Origin of the sequence: Leyella stercorea (assembly GCF_019052365.1) — a bacterium.
GTDB lineage: Bacteria > Bacteroidota > Bacteroidia > Bacteroidales > Bacteroidaceae > Prevotella.
Genome location: NZ_JAHQUY010000008.1, coordinates 40,315 through 61,149, shown reverse-complemented (window position 1 = coordinate 61,149; position 20,835 = coordinate 40,315). Strand labels below are relative to the sequence as shown.

At 43.5% G+C, this 20,835-nt stretch carries 21 protein-coding genes; 20 read left to right on the top strand and 1 reads right to left on the bottom strand.

Going from position 1 to position 20,835, the window contains the following annotated elements; all coding sequences use genetic code 11:
- Window positions 1-75 precede the first annotated feature (75 nt).
- The 6 genes from KTQ90_RS02835 (at window position 76) to KTQ90_RS02810 (ending at window position 5,832) form a co-directional block, all read left to right on the top strand.
- Window positions 76-936, top strand: a complete 861-nt coding sequence (locus KTQ90_RS02835) for a hypothetical protein (protein ID WP_217317127.1) — start codon at window positions 76-78, stop codon at window positions 934-936.
- Between the two features lie 64 nt (window positions 937-1,000).
- The gene (locus tag KTQ90_RS02830; RefSeq protein WP_118363381.1) at window positions 1,001-1,720 is read left to right on the top strand and encodes a caspase family protein; all 720 of its coding nucleotides are present in this window, start codon (window positions 1,001-1,003) and stop codon (window positions 1,718-1,720) included.
- A 26-nt stretch (window positions 1,721-1,746) separates the two neighbouring features.
- Window positions 1,747-2,517 (top strand): DUF7477 domain-containing protein, encoded by a 771-nt coding sequence (locus KTQ90_RS02825; RefSeq protein WP_022121749.1) that lies wholly within the window; start codon window positions 1,747-1,749, stop codon window positions 2,515-2,517.
- 478 nt (window positions 2,518-2,995) lie between these two features.
- Window positions 2,996-4,219 carry a transposase gene (locus KTQ90_RS02820; protein ID WP_217317126.1) on the top strand — a complete coding sequence of 408 codons (1,224 nt, stop codon included), beginning with the start codon at window positions 2,996-2,998 and terminating at the stop codon, window positions 4,217-4,219.
- Window positions 4,220-4,375: 156 nt separating this feature from the next.
- On the top strand, window positions 4,376-4,813 hold the full coding sequence (locus KTQ90_RS02815) for a BACON domain-containing protein (protein ID WP_217317125.1): 438 nt from the start codon (window positions 4,376-4,378) through the stop codon (window positions 4,811-4,813).
- Between the two features lie 65 nt (window positions 4,814-4,878).
- A complete protein-coding gene (locus KTQ90_RS02810; protein ID WP_153139608.1) occupies window positions 4,879-5,832 on the top strand; it encodes a hypothetical protein in 954 nt (317 codons plus the stop codon).
- A gap of 72 nt (window positions 5,833-5,904) precedes the next feature.
- Here the strand turns inward: KTQ90_RS02810 and KTQ90_RS02805 are convergent, their stop codons facing one another.
- Window positions 5,905-6,528, bottom strand: a complete 624-nt coding sequence (locus tag KTQ90_RS02805; protein WP_022121745.1) for a M23 family metallopeptidase — start codon at window positions 6,526-6,528, stop codon at window positions 5,905-5,907.
- 283 nt (window positions 6,529-6,811) lie between these two features.
- On the opposite strand from KTQ90_RS02805, the gene KTQ90_RS02800 reads away from it, so the two are divergent.
- Genes KTQ90_RS02800 through KTQ90_RS02735 form a run of 14 tightly spaced genes read left to right on the top strand, consistent with a single transcriptional unit; the run spans window position 6,812 to window position 20,833 of the window.
- Window positions 6,812-7,570, top strand: a complete 759-nt coding sequence (locus tag KTQ90_RS02800) for a DUF4099 domain-containing protein (RefSeq protein ID WP_022121744.1) — start codon at window positions 6,812-6,814, stop codon at window positions 7,568-7,570.
- 26 nt (window positions 7,571-7,596) lie between these two features.
- Entirely contained in the window at window positions 7,597-7,821 is a 225-nt protein-coding gene (locus tag KTQ90_RS02795; RefSeq protein WP_022121743.1) for a hypothetical protein, read from the top strand.
- A 12-nt stretch (window positions 7,822-7,833) separates the two neighbouring features.
- Entirely contained in the window at window positions 7,834-9,375 is a 1,542-nt protein-coding gene (locus KTQ90_RS02790; protein WP_022121742.1) for a hypothetical protein, read from the top strand.
- Window positions 9,376-9,387: 12 nt separating this feature from the next.
- Window positions 9,388-10,545, top strand: coding sequence for a toprim domain-containing protein (locus KTQ90_RS02785; RefSeq protein WP_022121741.1), 1,158 nt, complete (start codon window positions 9,388-9,390; stop codon window positions 10,543-10,545).
- Between the two features lie 30 nt (window positions 10,546-10,575).
- Complete coding sequence (locus KTQ90_RS02780; RefSeq protein ID WP_022121740.1) at window positions 10,576-11,064, top strand: PH domain-containing protein; 489 nt, start codon at window positions 10,576-10,578, stop codon at window positions 11,062-11,064.
- The gene (locus KTQ90_RS02775) at window positions 11,045-11,743 is read left to right on the top strand and encodes a hypothetical protein (RefSeq protein ID WP_153137218.1); all 699 of its coding nucleotides are present in this window, start codon (window positions 11,045-11,047) and stop codon (window positions 11,741-11,743) included. The genes KTQ90_RS02780 and KTQ90_RS02775 overlap by 20 nt, the downstream gene beginning before the upstream one ends.
- A 20-nt stretch (window positions 11,744-11,763) precedes the next feature.
- Entirely contained in the window at window positions 11,764-12,438 is a 675-nt protein-coding gene (locus tag KTQ90_RS02770; protein WP_022121738.1) for a hypothetical protein, read from the top strand.
- An 18-nt stretch (window positions 12,439-12,456) separates the two neighbouring features.
- A complete protein-coding gene (locus KTQ90_RS02765) occupies window positions 12,457-13,116 on the top strand; it encodes a hypothetical protein (protein WP_022121737.1) in 660 nt (219 codons plus the stop codon).
- 19 nt (window positions 13,117-13,135) lie between these two features.
- On the top strand, window positions 13,136-13,963 hold the full coding sequence (locus KTQ90_RS02760) for a M23 family metallopeptidase (RefSeq protein WP_153137221.1): 828 nt from the start codon (window positions 13,136-13,138) through the stop codon (window positions 13,961-13,963).
- 11 nt (window positions 13,964-13,974) lie between these two features.
- A complete protein-coding gene (locus tag KTQ90_RS02755) occupies window positions 13,975-14,274 on the top strand; it encodes a hypothetical protein (protein ID WP_217317129.1) in 300 nt (99 codons plus the stop codon).
- Window positions 14,274-16,100, top strand: a complete 1,827-nt coding sequence (locus KTQ90_RS02750; protein WP_022121735.1) for a hypothetical protein — start codon at window positions 14,274-14,276, stop codon at window positions 16,098-16,100. The genes KTQ90_RS02755 and KTQ90_RS02750 overlap by 1 nt, the downstream gene beginning before the upstream one ends.
- Window positions 16,101-16,127: 27 nt before the next feature.
- Window positions 16,128-18,545 carry a MutS N-terminal domain-containing protein gene (locus tag KTQ90_RS02745; RefSeq protein ID WP_022121734.1) on the top strand — a complete coding sequence of 806 codons (2,418 nt, stop codon included), beginning with the start codon at window positions 16,128-16,130 and terminating at the stop codon, window positions 18,543-18,545.
- A 16-nt stretch (window positions 18,546-18,561) separates the two neighbouring features.
- Window positions 18,562-20,166, top strand: a complete 1,605-nt coding sequence (locus tag KTQ90_RS02740; RefSeq protein WP_022121733.1) for a glucosaminidase domain-containing protein — start codon at window positions 18,562-18,564, stop codon at window positions 20,164-20,166.
- Between the two features lie 58 nt (window positions 20,167-20,224).
- Window positions 20,225-20,833, top strand: coding sequence for a hypothetical protein (locus KTQ90_RS02735; RefSeq protein ID WP_022121732.1), 609 nt, complete (start codon window positions 20,225-20,227; stop codon window positions 20,831-20,833).
- Window positions 20,834-20,835 lie beyond the last annotated feature (2 nt).

Genomic DNA, 20,835 nt, shown 5'->3' with positions numbered 1-20,835 from the left:
AAAATATATTTGGCAACTTCTTAGAAGAAATATAATTTTGCGGTATAAAATAAGTTTAATATAAAAATCAAATTTATGGAACAGAATAAAAATAACGGCACTACTAGTGCTGCAAAATGGAAAGAAGTCCTAATTGGCGGTGTTTCAGGAATAGCATTGGGAACTGCTGGAACTTTATTTGCAAGTTCGGTACCTTTAGAGGCTTCCGCAGAAACTCCAGAAACACCTGAGTCAGAGGATGCTAATGTTGGAAATGGAGGCGAAAACGTAACTGCTCAAATGGCTACTTGCGTTACTGATTCGATGTCTTTTTCTGCTGCCTTTGGTGCAGCACGAGCAGAAGTCGGTCCTGGAGGTGTATTTGAATGGCATGGTAATTTGTATGGAACATACACTGCTGATGAATGGAACAGCATGGATTCTGATGCAAGAAATGAATATGCGGAATCTATCCATTGGGATGGGCCTTCTCATGAATACGTTGCTGCAAGTACGTCTCACTCGGCACACACTTATACTGCTAACCATTCGGTAGCAGACTCCGTCTGTCAACAACAGACTCCACCAGAAAAGGATGATGAAGAAACTCCAGATGTGGAGATAATTGGTGTGGAGCATACAAATATTGATGGTGAACATGATTCCATTATTGGCTCTGCAAGCGTTAATGGTCAAGCTGTTTACTTCATAGATGTAGATGGGCAGGACAATGAGTTTGAGCTAATGGTGACTGATGCAAATGGAAATCAACAAATTGACGAGGGTGAAGTGGTTGATATTTCAGATCAGCATATGTCGGTCTCACATTTTGAGGAAATGGCTCAAGCCAACCATACTAGCGATACAGACAATGATGATACGCCGGTTCAGTATTATGCAAACAATGAAGATTTACCAGATTATGTAAATGATGCCGACCCAGGAACACTTGCTTAATGTTAATATATCGATGATGTGTCATGGACTTATGGCACACCATCTTCTCATGAGTAACTATAAAATGTCAAAGTTATTATTTCTTTTTTTTATATTATTTTTAAATATAAATAATGCATTTGCAACAGATAAGATCCATCTTGTATCTGTAGGTATTGCAGATTATCCAGGAACTTCTAATGATTTAACTTTACCTGCAAAAGATGCAGCATCGGTAAAATGGTTATATGAAAAAAATTCGAATGCGGTAACAACTATACTTATAAATAGTGCTGCAACGAAAGAATCTATACTATCAGCTATACGTTCAACATTTCAATGTTCATCTACTGATGATATAGTCGTATTTTTCTTTAGCGGGCATGGATATAAAGGAGGTTTTGTCGCATATGATGGTTATTTAAGTTATGAAGAAGTTAGACAAGCAATGAGTATAACTCATTGTAAAAACAAGATGATTTTTGCTGATGCTTGTTTTTCTGGAAAAATGAGACAAGGAACTACTGAAGTCAAGCAAGAACATGAGAAGTCAAATGTTATGTTGTTCTTATCTTCTCGTGATAATGAAACTTCAATTGAAAGAAAAGATATGAAAAACGGCTTTTTTACTACCTGTTTAGTAAGTGCATTGCGAGGCAAAGCAGATTCTAATCGTGACAGGACAATATCTGCAAAAGAACTCTTTAAGTTTGTAAGTGATAATGTACGAGCATTATCAAAAAATAAACAACATCCTGTTATGTGGGGACACTTTTCTGATGATATGCCCGTGATTGTTTGGTAAAAAATAACTTATACGCGATTCGATTCATGATGAGAAAAATCTTAATTTTTATTTGTTTTTTACTTTCCTCTAATATTTCCGACGCACAAAATCTTATAATTTTAGCGCAACAAGAGACGAAAATGTATAATCAAACATGGTTTTACAGTGGTAGTGGAAATTCTTTGCAAGAAACAAAGATCAAAGAGTACTGGAACGAAGATTTCTATATAAATTCAATTGCGTATACTTCAAAAGGTTGGTTTGTCACAATGGCTAAAGGGTTGAAGTGGACAAATCAATCATACAGTTACAAATCATCATGGCCTGACGAATGGATACATGAAAAGAAGAAAGCAGGTTATATGATAACATCATTATCCTCAAGTAACTCTAATTGGATGGTTGTAATGTCACAAAATACTGATTATAATGCTCAAGAAATATGTTCTGCTCCATGGGCAACACAAAGAGAATGGATTAAAAAATGGTGGAATAACGACTACTATATAACTAGTGTGACATGTAGAAATGGAATGTGGACAGTTGTCATGAGTAAAACATCCTTATATACAGATCAAACCTATATGTTTTCATCTACAGTGGATGGAATCAAAGAAAAAATCAAAATAAAATGGGACGAAGGTTACCGTATTATAGCTTTTGAATATGGAGGTGGTGAATACTTATGCGTCATGTGCAAACTGGCTAATGCAAAAACTCCTATGCAAAAATATCAAATTAATTCTTCTGATATAAATAATTTTATTAAAGAAATATGGAATGATTCATATGATGTTATATATGTTGGAGGATAAATATAACCAACTAATATAAATTATCTTAAATAATGACACAACTATATATGAAATATCGCAAAAGATTCAAATGGTTAGTACTTGTATATTGCTTTATTATGTCTATTAACTGTTTGGGACAAAACAAATTGAATCGTAACCAGATACTTGATGTAGCAAGGACTCATCTGCAGAATCACAATAATGCTCCAGCCGTTGATTCCGTAAAATGTGATTCATCTACTACAAAACTTACTTTGGAAATTATAGACAATTCGATATCTCAATCTTATATGATTATTTTTACAAAAAAAACGATAGAGATAAAAGTATATAATATAGATACCATTCTATATAGCAATACTGCGTTAAATTAATATTTAATCGTCTGTAAATCAATAACTTATATTAAGAAGTGCTTATGAAAACTTAACTGTAAAAAGTTGGTCAAGTCGCTGATTTTCAGTAACTTTGTAGATCACGACAAATACAATATTACATGAATACAGGACTTGACCAATATATGGATATCTTTAAAGATGCAGTTGAAGATTCAGCTGCAAAGATAACAAAAAGTTTCGAGAAAATACTCATCGAGGTGATAATTTTGTTCATGGTAATACCAAGAAAGATAAATTTCACCCAAATGGGGAGGTATGGCTTGCATGTTGAGCAAACCTATCGCAACGCATTCGGCTTGAAAAAGTCGAAGTGCATTGATTGGCTCAAACTTAATGTCTCACTTGCCAAGCGCTTCTTGGGTAAACAGGGAAGATGGGCTATTGCCATTGATCCCAGCTACATCAGTAAAGCTGGCAAGAAAACACCACATATCGGTCGTTTTTGGTCAGGATGTGCTCAGTCTGTTAAACATGGTCTCGAAATCATGGGTATTGGCCTCATTGATATTGATGCCAAAGACTGCATGATGTTAAAAGCACACCAGTCGCTAAGTAATAAAGAACTGAGTCTCAGAAACAAGACTATGGTAGATTTCTATATCAGTGTCATTAAGCGTTACCGCAAGGAACTTCTTAAACTCTCAACCCTCATAGTTGCAGATGCTTACTTCTCTACAAGTACATTTGTTAATGGGATAAAGAAAGAAGGGTTCTCTTTGATAAGCCGCTTTCGTGACAATGCTTGTCTCTTTTATGTCTATGCTGGTCCACGTACTGGAAAACGTGGTCGCCCCAAGACCAAGGATGGCAAGATTGATATGAAGAATCTTGACCTCACTCGAATGGAGAAGATGGAGATGAAAGATATAGAAGGAACAGCTTATACTTTGATAGCCTATTCCAAGGCACTCAAGTGTAAAGTTAGACTTGTCATCTGGCAGATGCCGAATGGCAAGAAGAAACTATTCTTCTCTACAGACACCTCACTTTCGGGTGAAGAGATACTTCTTTATTATAGAACCAGGTTCCAGATCGAATTTTGCTTTCGTGACGCCAAAGGCTATACTGGTCTTATGGACTGCCAGGCTCGCGATAAGTGGAAACTCGATTTTGCTTTCAATGCTTCGTTCACATCACTAAATGTTGCCAAGGTAACTATGAAGGAGATGGGAATGGAATATTCTATGTCTTCATTCAAGTCACTGATGACCAACATTTATCTGGTGAAACGAATTTTTAAAGCAAGCGGGTACACCCCGAACCGAACTTTAATTAGCAAGATTTTCAAAGATCTCTCGTGCTTACAGCGTATAGCTGCTTAGCACATTATTGAATTATTAACGAACTATTGATATAGAAGTACTTTCGAATATCATGAATCTTCATTTGAAAAGCTAAAGGAAGCTGTCAATAATTACAGGCTAAAAAAAGTAGAACCTTATAATTATGATTTAACAGATGAAAACACTATACTTCGTTTGTATTGCGGTGATAAATTATCAACGTCTGTAGAGTGTTATAATAAAAGAACTAATATTATAGGAGACTTCAAAAAATTAATTTCTGAAATAAAGAAAATGATACCAGAATGGTCGTCTATAGTAGATTTGTGCAAGAAATCTGAGGCACTTAACGATTCACTTTCATCATTGCCTAATACAATTTGTACTACAATATCTTTAAGTGATAAGTTCCTTTCATTTAAAAGTAAAGGTGGTGAATATAAAAAAGTAAAAATAACTTGTAATAGAGATTGGGAATTGCTTGCATTTCCTAAATGGGTAATCGTTTCAAGAAATAATTATGATGAGATTGTCGTAGAGTCTACAAAAAATAATACCTCCCAAAAAAGAATTGGCGAGATAGAGGTTGGATGTTTAGGAGAAGTAAAGAAAATAACTATCTTGCAGAAATAGCCTTATTATTTTAGGCAAACAAAAAAATGAGCTAATAATATACGAAAAAAAATTAAGGACATACCATGCTGTTACCGAAATTCGATATATTAAATAAAATAAAAAAAGAAAGAACCATAACACTTGCAAATGCGATAATTATCGCATTTGCTGCTTTTGTTGTATTTACAGTTTTACAAACATTGGGAATAGTAAATTTATTTCTATTGGGATATACTGTTTGTTCGTGGATTGGCATTTTTATTTTTTCCGTTATGATAACCTGGTGTTTTAATGCTCAGCCTAATATAGTAAGATTTTGCATAACAATATTAATTTTAGGCTTGTTTTTATTTTTATACACCACATTAGCAAGAACAAAACCTAATGTAATTTCCTATATGAATGCATTTGGGCTTGCGATTTTTGTTTCTTTCATCATATGTTTCATCTATATATTTCCTTTTTCATCGAAAAACTCGAATGAAAAAACACAGAATAAAGAATTAGACAAACCTCAAAGTTTAATAATCGCCATCTATCAAGGACGATACAATACAAGAAATGATTTATTCAGATTCTATACAAACTACACAAGTAAAAAAGACACATTTATAGATTTATTGAATGTTATTTGCGAAGTGTGCATAGAATCAATAAACAATCAAGATTTGTCTCAGATAATAAAAGAGCGTTGCCAAAAGGTTTACTCTGTTGTCAAGCCCATATTGGAAGAAGAAAAGGAAGTTGAGTATCTTATGAATGTTACAGGAAAGGAACGAGATTCCCTCATGTATTTACATAATTCTTCCAAAAAATTAGACGTATCAAAGCAAGAGGCTGTTATTCGCCATCTCTCGATTATTGCAGATTCTATAATAATCACAAAAAATAAGTTAACTGAAGAGAACAACCGCAACACACAATCATTAACCCTATCAATGATAGGAATTATTTTAACCATACTATTTTCTTTGTTGTCTTTACTTTCTGCAGAAAATTTTTCTGCACTACATATTTATATGGATTACATAAAATAAATACCATCTATCACATATATATACGTGGTTTATTGTACAACAATGATAAAAAAATTTTTTCGTTCTTAAAAGTTATATACTCTCAATAATTTTCAAAAGGATGGTAGGATTGATACTCTTACCATCCTTTTTGCATGTAAGGTGTAAATGACTACCAGTACTACGACCGGTATCGCCAGTGACACCAACTATGATACCAGGATAAACATATTCTCCTTTACGAACTATGATAGAGGATAAATGGCAATAGCTGACACGATAATTGCCATGTCTCAATGTAACATAGTTGCCAGAACGATTGTCATACCCAACCTTTTCGACAATACCATCCATCATGGCATAGGCAGGTTCGTTCTTCGCACGAAGATCCAAACCGTTGTGCCATGATAGTTTACCTGTAAAAGGGTCACGACGATAGCCATAAGGGCTGGTGATTTTGATTGATATCAGTGGATAAGTGATGCTTGGATAGACGCTTATCCACTGTTTTTGTTTGCTATCCACAGAGTCTGTTTCCTGTTGAAGTAGATTTGCTTGTATAGAATCTACAGGTTGATTGGCAGGAAGTAGAAACTTCTCCTCCACTTTCCTGACTTTGTAACGGCATACGTTATTGCTGACGGTGTTGAACTGCGCCTTTGCACTCGATACCGCCAGACAACCTATTACCCATAATACCACTATTTTCTTTCTCATGGTGCAAAGTTAGGGAAAGAAATCAAGAGTGATTGTCGATGCTATAAAAGTATAACATAAAATAAGATTAAAGTATGATTGAGAGTATGAAATGATGATATAATCATAATAAAACGGAAAAGATTGGGCTGAAGAACGTAGGCTTTCTTGTATTCATTACTCTTGGGCTATCTTTGCATAAGACAAACTGCACTCGGCAATAAGAAAGTAAACTTTCATTGCGCTCGTTTGCATTGTCTTTGCATGGCTATATGCAAAGTATCATTCAAAATATAATCAGAATATGAAAAGAAACTCATTTGAAGAAAGTGAAGTGCCATATCAGACACTCGCTAAGTTTGGACTCACCCATGAGATGATTGAAGACCTTCCGATACATGCCTTGGATGACATCAGCAATGGTCGACCATCGCCAGTACTGCCTGTTAGCATGGAGGTAAACGAGGGTTACAGTATCAAGAGCAGAACCCGATTCGCCTTGATAAGAATGGCGGATGGAAACGTGGATGTGATGTTCTATCCTGTTTTGAAGTACGCCCCATTGGATAACTTCACCAAGGGGCAGCAGGAACTGTTGAAGCAGGGTAAGGCTGTGGTGGCAGATGTGGATATGCCAGATGGCGCACATGTCAAGGCATTCGTGCAGATTGACGGAGAGACCAACCAAGTGATGGCTGTGCCGACACCAGTGATAGGCAGAAACCTACAGGTGTTGTCAGACGAACTCTGTCTTGGAGGAACGGAGCTAAAGAGCATCCAGAATGGCGAGACTCTGACATTTGCCGTAGAAGACGAACCTTTGACCGTAGGCATCGACCTGAAGAGCGATACTGGCATCCGCTTCGCCAACGGCGATGGTGAGCAGTGGCGTAAGGAAGGCAAGCGAGAGTGGGACAAATACACCTTCGGCATCTATGGCTGTTGGGTAATGGATGTTGACGGTAATCTCGACTATGTTCCAGAGGAGGAATATACCGAAGAACTGTGGAATGAGCAAAAGAAAGCTGCCGGAAGACATGCTTCTGCTGTCGCAAGGAAGTAACGTGAAACATCAAATTTAGGGAAGAAATGAGAAAAGGACCATATTATACAGAAAACATCCTCGTGGAGAAGATGCAGAGCGGTGAATACGGTTGGCTTGACTATGTGAACCATTTCAGTGAGGAATGGCAGAACGAGTATCAAGAATACTGCAAGGAACACGCCCTGTGCATCGGCAACGAGAGTGCGGAACAGTTTGTGAAGTACAAAGACGAACTGTTAGAGCAAGGAATGGAAACAGAGAACGCTTAATACAATCATGCTATGGCGATAAGAAAGAACTTGAATCCAAGACAGATGGACATACAACCAGAGATGCGTGACATCCTGATGCGCAATGGCATGCAAGCCCATATCATAGCCAACGGTGATGGTTATCAACTGGCGGTACAGGGACATGACTCCCCACTGCTGACCTATAACCTCACCGAGAAACAGATGTTGGCATTGACCGATTGGGGAACCAACTCTGCCAATAAGAAGGCGTACAATGTCTTTACCAGCATCATCAGCAAAGACTTCTATATGCCGAGAAACCTTGTCCATGCAAGAAATGCCAATGGAAGAGTGGCTATGGGACTGCATGGATATAGGATTGGTACTGGAGAATACGGACGGTTAGGATGGAGTCCAGAGTTTTTAGGTTGGACACCGAGAATGCAGGACGGCTATCATCTACGCAGAGTCGGAGGACAGATGTTCTATGCAGGAGCACCAATGGTAGCGGAAAGACCAGACAGAAGGCTGAAACCTGGTGAGTTAACCTCTGGAGGTTATGGCTTTTACTATAAAGGACAGCAACAAGTAGCATCACAAGCAGATGTATTACAAAACCTGCAAGCCGTGGTGACACCTGTAGAGACACGTCCAAGAAGCAAAGAGCCAGCCAAACCCTACAAGGAACTGATAAGCTCACCTGTATATTTCTCCAACGATCAATGGCAGGAATGCCTGTCTTCACACGGTATCATCATCGATGAGAAGGCAAAGACACTCACCATCCAATCAGAAGGAACCAACAGTGATATGGTGTATGACTTGACTGACGAAGAATTGAAGGCTTTGACCAACAATTCTGTCAAGCAAGTATCTGTAGCCAAACGACTGGAGATACTGAACAATGTCATCAAGGATGATTTCGCAGACAAGATAACAATGGACATGCTCAACAGCAAGGAGCGCATCCAAATCAGTTTGCGTCCAGAGGTGCAGCAGGAGTTGGACGGCAAGATGCGGTTGCAATCTACCGTCGAGCCATTGCAAGTGCAGCAAGAACCTATGAACAATAAAGTAGGTATTGTGGATGGGCAGGACTTGGACGAGAGCAAGGGGTGGTTCCGTGAAGGCAAGCATGGCAGAGAAGTAACTGTTGGTGAGATACGAGTGGAGCCAGCGGAGCAGGAAGGCAAGTACCGCATGACCGCCGTCATCAACGGTGAGCGAGTAAGCCACGAGATAACGCAGAAGCAGTATGACAAGTTCATGGCAGTGGATGACTACCATCGCATGAAACTTTTTTCCAAGATATTCGGTGAGGTAGATATGAAAGACCGTACCAGTTTGGGAACCAAGATTGGAGCTGCACTGTTAGCAGGATTGGGTGTTGCTGCCGAAGTAGGCAGTGAGCTACATCGTCCACATGGCGCACCTGTAGTGATAGTTGACCACCATCATGGTGCAGCACCTGCGCCACCTCGTCCCTACTTCAAGCCAGGAGTAGATACGCCAATGGATGTGGCGGCGAGAAACTTTGAGGCTGCCATGAACAAAGAAGTATTGCATCCTCACATGGGGAAAGGACTATAACGGAATACGCTTATGGCAAACAACGAACTGACATATAATGATTTCTTACAGCGTCTGAACATACAAGAGTTGTTGGTGGACGCAGGCTATCAGTTGAACAAACGAGATGGCTTGCGCTATCCGTCGTATGTAAAGGTGGACAGTCATGGACAGCGAGTGAGGGGTGACAAGTTTATTGTCACTGGCAATGGCAAGTGCTGTTTTCAGCCACCAGAGCAGAAGAACTACAACGTGATAGGTTTCATCAAGGAGCATCCGACGCTGTTTGACGACTATAAGCCAGGGATGTCATTGGACAGACTGGTGAATGTGGTATGCAACAGACTGTTGAATAATCCCATTGATGTGCGTGAAAGCAGAGTGGCTGAACCCAAGCGAGATGCCAAGCCCTTCAACCTGTCAGACTATGACATCTTGCGTTTCAACCCAAGGGAAAAGGACACCCAACGGAAACACTATCCTTATTTCAAGGAAAGAGGCATCAACATGGGGACCCAGTTCGCCTTTTACAAGCATTTCTTCTTGGCGACCAAGCGTCGAAATGAAGGATTGAGTTTTGCCAATCTCGCCTTTCCACTATCCTTGCCGTCCAAGCCGGACAGCATCGTTGGATTGGAAGAGCGAGGTAAACCGAGACGAGAGGACGGCAAGGCATACAAGGGCAAGGCGGAAGGAAGCAACAGCAGTGAAGGATTGTGGATAGCCAACCTGACAGGTAAGCCATTGAAAGAAGCCACAAATATTCTATGGTTCGAGAGTGCCTACGATGCTATGGCAGAGTACCAAATCAATCCAGTGAAGAGCGTGTATGTCTCGACCGGAGGTACACCGACAAAGGGGCAAATAAAGGGAATGCTGGAAGAGACCCGACAAGCGAACCATTATTTGGGCTTTGACAAAGACGAGGCAGGACGTGGCTTTGTGAAGAACTTCAAAGCAATCGCCAAGGAAATGGGATTTGCAGACTTCACGGTGCAAGCCTTTCATCCTTTGGGACAATACAAAGACTGGAACGATGCCTTGCTTGGCAAACGAGACCAACGGTTGATAGACCAAGGAGAGATAGACTTCGACTATTTCGAGTTCGCCAAGGCGCAAGAGGCTGAGAGGCAACAAGAGCAAGCCAAACAGGAGGAAAAAGAGGAACAGACATCGGGCTTCCGCAGATAAAGCACGGTGTCATTATCAAAAAGGAGAATTATGCAGCAGACATATCGGTATAGAAACATCATCATCAAGCCCCATTGGATGCAGTTCGTCATCAACGAGCTGCACTTGCTTGTGCTTATAAGCGTAGGCTTTGTATATGCAGGTATTGATGATGCCGTTCTCTCCACTTTGGTGTTTATCCTCTCGCTCTTGTTTTCCCTATGTTTGGCATATCGAATGGTCTATCTATGCAGGATGCGGTACATCATCAGTAACGAACAATTGGTGTTTGAGCATGGCGTGTTTCATCGGGAAGTAGATTATCAGGAACTGTATCGTGTGGTGGATTTCAATGAGAGTCAGACATTCATGCAGCAACTATTCCGATTGAAAACCGTGAGCATATATTCTGGAGACAGAACGACACCAAGGCTTGACATTATCGGAGTACCGATGAAAGAAGAACTGGTGACAACCATCAGAGAACGAGTAGAAACCAGCAAACGCAGGAGGAGCATCTATGAGATTACAAATAGGTAAGATATGGTTGATGGCAATTATCGGCATAGCAACGGCATCGAAAGCCAAGGCACAATTGGTGTCATCCAATCCCTTGGAATGGATGGCACTGGCAGAAGGCAATGAACTTATCAACAGTGAGATTGAAAAGCAAATCAACGGACAGACCAAGACGGCGTTGTTGCAGAATACAATGGCTGCTGAGTTTAACCAGATACACAAATGGGAGAAGAAGTACAACAGCTACTTGAAATCAGTGAACGGCTATGCCTCTTCGCTGAAAGCATGTACCCATCTGTATGATGATGGCGTGAAGATTTTCATCACGCTCGCCAAGTTGAAGGCAGCTATTGCCAATAATCCACAGGGCATTGTGGCAAGCATGAGTATGAACAACCTGTATATCGAGACGGCAACGGAATTGGTATCGGTTTTCAATCTATTGAACGATGCCGTGGCGAATGGTGGCACAGAGAATATGCTGACAGGAGCAGACCGCTCCAAGACCTTGTGGGCATTAAACGACAAACTATCTGCTTTCAAAAAAAAGCTCAACAAACTGTATCTGAGCATCCGCTACTATACAATGAGTGATGTGTGGAACAATGTCACGGCAGGGATGATAGACAGAAGTAATGGTGAGATTGCTACGCAAGCATTGGGGCGGTGGCGGAGAGCTGCCAAAGTCAGTACACCATAATAATATAAAAACATTTGAGTATGAGAACATGTATATTTTGCTTTGGCATCATGTTGCTTTCCGTCTGCAAGGTGCAAGCCCAGAACGACCCTGTGTTGGCAGGAATGATATACGCCTATACAGACAAGGCTGAAAAGGAGTTGAAGAACCAGGAGAAGGTGATGCTGATGCAGACCACTGGTCATATATGGTTGAAAGAGGAAGTGGAAGGAACCACCAATCTGCAACGAGAGTTCAACAACTACTTGGACTCGTTCCGCTCCATCGTGGTGTATGCTGCACAGGTATATGGCTTCTATCACGAGATAGACCGACTGGTGGATAACTTGGGAGGATTCACCAAACAACTGGATAAACATCCGAGCAATGCCCTTGCTGTGGCACTGTCAGCCAAGCGCAACAAGATCTATCGGGAGTTGATTATGGGCAGCGTGGAGATAGTAAATGACATCAGGCTTGTATGCTTGTCAGGCAACAAGATGACCGAGAAAGAACGAGTGGAAATCGTTTTCGGCATCCGCCCCAAGCTGAAGGTAATGAACAAAAAGCTGCAACGGCTGACCAAGGCGGTGAAGTACACCTCGATGGCGGACATCTGGGCAGAGATAGAGGAAGGTAGCCACGACAAGGCAGACAAGAAAACCATCGTGAAGGACTGCATGAACAGATGGAAGCGAAACGGAAAGATCAAATAACAATAAAAAGATACGACTATGAGTATATGGGCAAAGATAGCAAAGTATGGCGGCAGTGCCTTGAAAGGTGCAGGTAGTGTCGCCAAGCAAGGACTGAAATCAGCAAGCAATACGGCTGTGCATCCCACCCAAGCACTAAAAGGCGCAGGAAGTGCGATGAAAACAGCCGCTGTGGGCAGCGCAGCAGGATATGTGGCATGGCAGAACCTTGTCAACGACAAGAGCATGGTGGAGATAGCCAGTGACGTGGTGGTCGGAAAAGACACCACAGAGAAAATATCCGAAGCCGTGGAAGATGTAAAAGGATTGAAGAACAAAGCAGGGGAAGCCGTGGATGCGGTGAATGGTGCCATGGGCGACATCAACAGCAAGTGGAGCGGTATGAGTAACTTCTTCCGTGGCATCTTCGGAGGCAACGGACTGGAGATGTTCGGCAATTTCTTCAAGAACTTAGGGAAAGGAAACGTGTCTGGACTGAGCCTTGCAGGACTGGTGACAGCAGCGTTTCTCACCTTCGGACGTTTCGGATGGCTTGGCAAGATAGCAGGAGCCATGCTAGGCCTGATGCTCATCGGCAACAATTCCAACATCAAGAACATCGTCAGTGGTGATGGCGGTCAAGGAAGAAATGTGAACGAAGCAGAAACGACCACACGCAGTGGCGGCATGAAACGATAAACATAAAAACGACAACAACATGAGATATACAGAAGAAATGATGCTGCAATCAAAAAGCGGCTTTTGCATGCCCTTTGAGGAGCGAGGCAAGGATGTGGAACTGACACTTGGCTATGGCAAACAGAAGCATCCTGTAACAGGAACCGTGTTCTTCCATCACGGACTGGACTTTGAGGCAAATCACTATCTGCTGTCTGCCTTGGCAAGCGGAACGGTATCGGGCATTGGCAATGATGCGACACACGGCATCTACCAAGTGATACGCTACGGCAAGTATGAAGTGACCTATTCCCATCTTGCCAACGTGTTCGTGAATTTCGGACAAACCGTGAAGGCAGGAAACATCGTGGCATTGAGCGGTGACAGACTGCATTTCGAGGTGAAGTTTGACGGCAAGGAAATCAATCCGATTGATTTCCTGACCATGCTATATGGCAATGTGAAGGCAATGGAACAGACCGGTAAGACAGGTTTTCCTGAGTTTGAGACCTACGACATGAATATAGCCACACAGTATGACAAAGACCAGAAAGAGATAGAAGAATTGATGCTGCGCTTCATGCCATCGTATATGGAAGACCTGTATAAAGGTATGTATGTGACACCGCAACATGCAGAGCAGTCGCTAAGGAACATCTTTACCTTGTCAGCGGCGAAACACTATTTCTATGAAGCTATGCCATCCATCAGCAATCCGTTAGGCATCGGGCAAAGAGCCATGCCATTGGCTTGTAAAGTGCAGAACCTGCTGATAGCAGATTTCTTGAACTATCTGGCATTGCGGCATGGCATCTATCTGTCCACATTGAGCGAAGTCCTAAAAAAAAACTCCATGACGAAGCCGTAAGGACAAGTGGTATCATCGACCCTCTCGCAGAATTGGACATCGATGTGCAGAGCTTCGACATTCCAAGGTTGGTGAGCGTATATCCCGACCGTGCAGGAGTGAGATGGTGGACAAAGGCATGGTTCAACAACCGAGAGGAAGGAGAATGCTCCGTGGAGACAGAACTGCAGCAAGCCATCCTCTTCATCCATGACAGAATAGAGAAAGACGCTTGGCTGGAGGAATACTTTCCAAAGCAGATGGAAGTGTATCACCAAGCCATCGAGCAGACAAGAGAACAGATATTAGGTCAACTAAACGTAACGCTATAATGAGTACTATCAAGAACCCGACACGTTTTGCCGAACTGGAGTATTGCCTTCAAGAATATTTTGACGGCAAGCTGGCACTTGTGATGAAACAGGTGCGAGACGACTTGACGCACAAGCAACTGGAGGAAAGAGGCAGGTACCAGAGCAGTTTGGCAGGAGTGCTTGCTTCTGCCAATCCGTATGCTGACAACACAGACTTTGTGCTGAAACAGACAGGCAAATGGAACAGCAAAACCACAGAGGACTATTTGGAGATGTGCAACCAGAAGATATGGAAGGACAAAAACATCGTGAAGGACTTGGCTCTTCTTGCTGGCGAGTGGCGCAATGCCGTGGTGAAGGAAATTGGACGAAACAAATATGACGCTTTGTCGAAAGCCTGTGGCGAGGACTTGGCATACGCATACGTTGTGCAAAGGATGGAAGACCTGATGATTGGGAAGCTCGTCAAGGACAATACGCCCAAGTCAACGATGGACTACATCTTGCGCAAAGCTGCACAAAACAGCATTTGGGGACTGCAAGAAGAGCTCCTGAAATCACCATTGACGGCAGAGATAGAGGCTCGTGGCGAGAAAGCCTACAAACCGAGCAAGACGGAGAAGTTTGCAGGAAGGGCCACCGCCTCGGTAGTGGATGCCGTGACCATGGGCGGTATCGGTAGTTGGAAGTCATTGGCAACCTTGGTGGGGAGCGACATGGCATTGGGCTATATCCTCGATTCCAAGAAGGGAAACGGCGAACAGCGGAAAGAGCAAGCCATGGAATTGAGCATCAGCAAGGGCGTATTCGGACAGAACGGCAATGCCTTCACTGGTTTTCGCTCACAAGCCAAGAAAGTGAATGCCACCGACAATGGCTATGTCAAGACGCTCAACAGCAAACTCCATAACAAGATACATATCCCACAAAAAGCATTTACACCTATGGCATGGACAGATAACAGTTTTAAGTTTCCTTTCCAAAAAGAGCAAGAGAAACGGAACGATCCGAAATACAAGAATGTACCGCTGATAGTGGCACCCGGCAAGGAAGATGCCTATCTGGAAGAGAAAGCCAAGCACGACGCAGCCAAGGTTGCAGAAGCTGAGCGTATCATCAAAGAAAGAAATGAAACAGAGGCTCTACAAGAAGATGCAGAACAGCAACAATCGGAAGCTACGCAGCAGGAACAGCCAGAGCGTGACAACAGCAACGGATGGGAAGGACTGTTGAAGAACTTCGGACTGGACGGTTTCAGCGACATCGGCAATAACCTCGGCTATGTGATAGCCATGTTGCCCGACATCCTTGTGGGTATGTTCACAGGCAAAACGCAATCATTGGGTTTGAAAGACAACATGATGCCGATAGCCGCCATCCTTGCAGGAATGTTTGTGAAAAATCCATTGCTGAAGATGACACTCGTCGGTATGGGCGGTGCCAATCTGCTGAACAAGGCAGGACATGAAGCATTGGCAAACAAACGGGAAAGCAATGATGGAAATGCTGTATCATACGGTAATACAACAGCACAAGCAGTGCAATATAAGTCCTATCCAGACGAACCGTTGAATCCCCGAATAGCCAACCCTGTGCTACAAGGCAACTGTTTAGTGGCAACCATTGACCGAGTGCCATACACCATCCAACTGCCAGAGCATGTGGTTGGAGCATATCAAGCAGGAGCCTTACCACTCAACACCCTTGCCAATGCCGTGCTTGCCAAGAGTGACCAGATGAGACAGATGGCAGAACGCAACTATGGCGAGCAAGAAGTGAGAAATGTGAGAAACGAGGCGATGGAAAACGCAGAGCTGCGAGAAGGTATCCAACGTTCAAGATAATAAAAGAAAACGTAAAACAATCATACAATGAAAGAGAAAAGTCCACAAGAGAAGAATGCGGCAGAGCGTCAAGTGTCACTGATTACCGAGGCCCTGTCGAAAGCAGCCGACAACAAGGGTGTCTGGCTGAATGAGCAAGGAAAGCAATATCCACGGTTTTACCCAAAGGGAGCGGCAGTGAGTCCGTTCAATGCCCTCGTGATGGGATTGAACTCCGACAAGAACGGATATGCCACCAATCTGTACACGCTGTTTAGTGAAGCCAAGAAGCGAGACGAGTCTGTGATGGCGCATGAGAGAGGTGTGCCGTTCAACTGGTATGCGTGGAACAAGTATGTGAACCGACATAATCCAGAGGACATCATCAGCAGAAAGGACTACCAGGAATTATCGGCTACCGATCAGACACAGTACAAGGGCATACATAATCGGGAAATACGAGTGCTGTTCAATATTGACCAGACCATGCTGCCATTGAAAGACAAGGAGAAATATGAAGATGTGGTGAAGGCGAATGTCGGTGCAAATGAAGATAAGGCATTGCGTAGCCAAGTAAATGACTTCATCCAGAAGATGAAGGAAAACCTGATGGCGGTGCGCAAAGACGGAAGCGGAGTGGCACACTATGACACAGAAAAAGATGCTGTGTATATGCCAAAGCAAGAAAACTTTGAGCATTATAGCGATTATGTGCAGGAAATGCTGCGCCAAGTGGTGAGTGCTACAGGACATCAACAGCGACTGGCAAGGGAGGGCATGGTGATGAAAAACGGCATTGCGCCATCGGAGGATGCCGTGAAGCAAGAGAAACTGGTTGTGGAACTGGCTTCGGGCATCAAGATGATGGAAATGAGTATGCCAGCCAAGATTTCCAAGGAGAATATGGGACTGGTGGACTACTGGAACCGCGAATTGAAGGAAAATCCATGTCTGATAGATGCCATAGAGAGTGATGTGAACAATGCCTTGGACGTTATTCACAAGGCAGAGCGTGGCGAGAAAATAGAATATTCATCCTTGAAGAACGAGCAGCAGACCACCGAGATGCAATCGAAGATGCCCAAGCATTACTTTGTAGCTGATGAGATAGCCAAGCATCCTGACAGCGAACAGAAATTTGTGGTGATAATAAGGGACAAAGAAAACAAGAGTGCCGATGTGGTGTTGCCTGCAGGAGCATCATTGGAAGTGAACAATGAGGTGTCGGGCATGAGCAAGCAGCGCATTGAACATGCCTTGCAGAAGGAAGGTTTTCTGTCTGTCAAGTTCTACAATCCCGATGGTGCATTAGGCTACCATCCTGATGACGGCTATTTTGCAGGAAAGGACATCACCGTTGCAAGACTGAAGAACTGGCAATTGGAAGACATATCCAATATAGACGTAAGCGATGCCGTGAGCCAGAGCAAGCAGGTGGGCTTCGACCGCATACAGATGGTGCAGGATGACAACAAGCGTTGGGCGATGTATATCAAGCCCGAAGGACAGAAGGCTTTTTCCATCTATCCAGACAAGGCAGACCTGAACCGCTTCTTCACAACATTGAAACAAGCGCAGGACACGATGGACAGCCTGAGGGTGGAACTGGCACAGAAATACTATGCGATGGCAGAGACAAAGCCTGACCTGAAGGTGGACTTGTTTGGCAGCGGTCAGCACAACGAGGTGGACATGAACCGCATACAGAAAGTGAACGTGTTCAAGGCAAAGAACGATGTCATTCTGTGTGCAGTCACCATTGATGGCGCAGACAAGTTGCAGCCTCGTGTGGTATCGCCAAGCCAATGGCAACGAATGTGGATTGCCGAAGACAAGAACGAGTACAAAAAGCATCTTGCTGCTACCCTGTTTGCTGACATCCTGCAGAAAGGACAGACGCAGGAGCAGACTGCATCTGAGAAGCAAGTTGAGGAAACCGAGGTGAAGCAAGAAACGCAAGTCTCCACCGATAAGAATGAGGAAGAGCATCGAGAATATCATGAGGAAGAGAACAAGCAAGCTTCCTCTGAGGAAAAGACAGATATTAGGGAAGAGAAGGATGTGACTGTTCAAAGAGATAATAACGCTACTGTGGAAAAGAAGGAAGAAACAAAGGGTAAGCAGAAGGAAGAGACCAAGGACTCTCCCATCATGAAGCAATGGAAGGAGTTGAAAGCCAAGCATCCAGATGCTTTGCTGCTGTTTCGTGTAGGTGATTTTTATGAGATGTATGAACAGGATGCCAAGCGAGGAGCGGAAGTGTTGGGGATAACATTGACAAAGAGAAACACCCAAGCAGGTCCCTACATGGCTGGCTTTCCACATCATGCCTTGGACACCTATCTGCCCAAGCTTATCCGAGCAGGAGAACGAGTAGCTATCTGTGACCAGTTGGAGGCACCCAAGCAGAAGCAAGAGGAGCAAAATACTGAGGAACAGCAGCGTTCTGGCGGTATGAAACGATAATAATGAGGATAAAGACATGAGCAAGAATCAGCAATATGCAGAAAGATATGCTGTCGAGGCGATGGAACAAATGAAGCGATATGGCATCCCTGCTTCCGTCACCTTGGCGCAAGGCATCTTAGAAAGCCGTAATGGACAGAGTGAACTGTCGCAGTTGGGCAACAACCACTTTGGCGTGAAGGCTTCGAAAAGTTGGTTGAAGAACGGTGGCGATTATCTTGTCTATACCGATGACAAGCCTAATGAGAAGTTCTGCAAGTATGCCACGGTGGGTGACTCATACGAGCACCATTCCAAGATATTGAAGAACAGCAGCCGCTACAGCCAATGCTTCAAACTCTCTCCCGATGATTACAAGGGATGGACAAACGGCATTGAGCGAGGCGGTTATGCCACCAGTGGAGGATATGCAGCCAGTTTGCAAAAGATTATCGAGATCAATGGATTACAGAAGTATGACCAACAGGTGATGCGAGAGATGAGGGCTGAGGGCAAGAAGTTCGGCGTAGAACAGAATGCAAGGACTTCAGCAACGGTATCGTCTTCGGTATCGACATCCAATAATGACGAAAAGAAGCAAACAGCATCTCAAACAACCAACGACAAATACTCATTCCCTGTGAAAAGGGACGAGTTCTTGTTTGTCACTTCTCCATTCGGTATGCGTCAAGACCCTATGGACAAAAGCAAACAGCAGATGCATAAGGGTATTGACATCAGAGCCAAGCATGATGCTGTGCTGGCTACAGAGAATGGCGGCAAGGTGGTAGCTGTGAGCCACAATGCCAATACTGGCGGTGGCAAGTCTGTAACAGTGGAATACGCAAGATCGGACGGAAGCAAGGTGCAGACCACATATATGCATTTGGACAGTATTGCCGTGAAGGTGGGTGACGAGGTAAAAGCAGGACAGAAATTGGGCGTATCTGGCAATACTGGAACGCGAACCACAGGTGAGCATCTGCATTTCGGGGTGAAGACCATATCGGCAGACGGCAAGACAAGGGACGTGGATCCTGCATCGTACTTGGCGGAGATAGCGCAGAAAGGCAATCTGAAGCAACAAGCATTGTATAACGGCAATGACCTGTTGGCAAAATACAAGGGAAATAGTTCGGCAGTGGACACGAGTCTGTCACCTGACGATTGGATGAAGAAATTGCTTTCATCCGAGGACGCAAGCACAGGATTGTCAAGTGCAGATCCTATTATGGGATTGGTGACTACCATGTATAGCAGTCTGCTTGCCCTCGCTGTGCAAATAGACAGTAAAAGCGAGGAAGAGCAAAAAGCGCAAATCTCAGAAGCTGTAAGCAAAAGGCAGGTGGACTTGAAACCGTTGATGCCGACTATGAAGGAGTGCGTGTTGAGTATTGGCGATAATGGAAAGGCTGTGTTGCAAGCGGACAATGGCACTACCAAAGTGACGAGAGAACTGACCAATGCGGAGTTCTGTAGATTGTCGCAAGTGTTGGGTGATACCAACCTGAGCAATGATGCCAAGAAAATGCGCATCGCTGGAATGGTGAATACTATCGTGCTGACGCAACAGGCATCGCAAAACTATGAGCAAGTCCTGGAACAGCAAGAAGGTCGAAGTCAGACAATGCAAAGAAAGTAAGATACTTGGAGGTTCCACATCTTGGTCAATAGAAAACGAATAAAAAAGTATTTGAGCTATGATTAAATGTAACGTAAGTGTGTGCGGAACCGTCAGCAAGGCTGCAGTGGTTCGCAATGGGAAGGACGGAATGCCTTTTACGACATATTCCATGGATGTAGTGGTGCCAGCCAAGAGTGGTATCAACAAGACCGTGATTGTCAGTTGTATCATGGATGGTGACGATGCGGAAGGCATTGTCGTGGGCAACCGCATTGAGTTGAAAGGTGTATTGACCTTCAAGAAGAAAGATGACAACCTGTATTTCAACTTGAAAGTATCGGAAGTGAACCTTTCGCCTGTATCGGAAAGCAAGGATGGCATCGTGGGCGACATGGAGTTCAAGGGCAAGGTCGGTAAGGACATTGATATGAAGAAAGGCAAAAATGGTAAGGCTTTCCTGATGTTTTCTGCTTTCAGTGCAGAGAAGATTGAAGAAGAATTTGTCTTTACCTGGGTGCGCTTTGTCCGGTTCTCGGAAGAAAAGGAAGAATGGCTGCAGTCGAAAGCCACCATCGAGGCAAAGGGCGAGTTGGAAATCTCGGTGTATAACGACAGACTCAACTTAGGCTGCAAGGTGGCGGAGTTGAACCAGTGGGAGAAGAAACCGTATCATCCTAACAATTAGCA